The sequence below is a fragment of the Nocardiopsis lucentensis DSM 44048 genome (assembly GCF_000341125.1).
Taxonomy (GTDB): domain Bacteria; phylum Actinomycetota; class Actinomycetes; order Streptosporangiales; family Streptosporangiaceae; genus Nocardiopsis; species Nocardiopsis lucentensis.
In genome coordinates this window covers 1-858 of record NZ_ANBC01000338.1, presented here as the reverse complement: position 1 = coordinate 858, position 858 = coordinate 1, and the positions used below count along the sequence as shown (strand labels likewise).

1 protein-coding gene is annotated in these 858 nt (G+C 75.1%); it reads right to left on the bottom strand.

The features are described 5' to 3' along the window. Nucleotides 1-167: 167 nt before the first annotated feature. The coding region (locus D471_RS40135; RefSeq protein ID WP_040689337.1) for a hypothetical protein at nucleotides 168-858 on the bottom strand (691 nt) is incomplete at its 5' end.

Here is an 858-nt window from a genome sequence, read left to right as displayed (position 1 = left end):
CGCCAGCCGCTCGCGCCGCCCCAGGTGCGTCCGGATCGCGGCGTCCTCCGCCTCCTCGCAACGCGTGCCCCCCGGGCCGGGCCGCCCGGTGCAGCGGAACCGGATCTCCCGCTCACCAAAGCCGGAGTAGCAGTACGGGCAGACCAGTCGGCGCCCCTCGAACGAGATCACAGGCGGAGCTCCTTCACTGAGGGTTGACGCAGACGCACGCTCCGGACGTCGGCGCCGAGGGGGAAACACATCAGCCAGGCGGGCCCGGACGTCTTGGGCGGTCGAACCCGCACCGAGACGGACTCGCCAGCCGCCAACCGGCCGGACGGCAGGGTGGCCAGAACGCTTCCCTGCTCCGCCGAGTGCGGCTGGACGGGACCCGGCGCGTGGACCACGGCGATCTCCGGCATGTCACACGCGTGCTCGGCGGTCACACTGACCACACGGTCCCGGCCCAACAGACCGGCCGACGCCACGTGGTAGTCGAGCACCGCCCGGCCTGGGACGGCGACGGTCACCGGGGCGCTCACGGACTCCCCCGTGCCCGAGGGGACCACGATGCGCACCGACACCCGGACCGCGCCCGGCCCCACCCGGGCCTCGAACCCGCCCTCGGAGGCGTACTGGCGGCGGCTCAGCCGCAGCTCTCCCGCGGTCTCCGCGCGGCCCCGCGCGTCGTCGTCCACCCGCGGCGTGTCGGGTCGCCACGTCACCACCGCCGTGGTGGCCTCGCCCGGCCACGTCCAACCCACCCGGACGGACGTGTCGAACCGCTCGGCCCGCAGGTCCCGGACCGGGGGAGCGGCCGTGATCCGCACGTGCTCACCCACCGCCGTGTGGTCGCCGACCACCGTCACGGGCAGGACG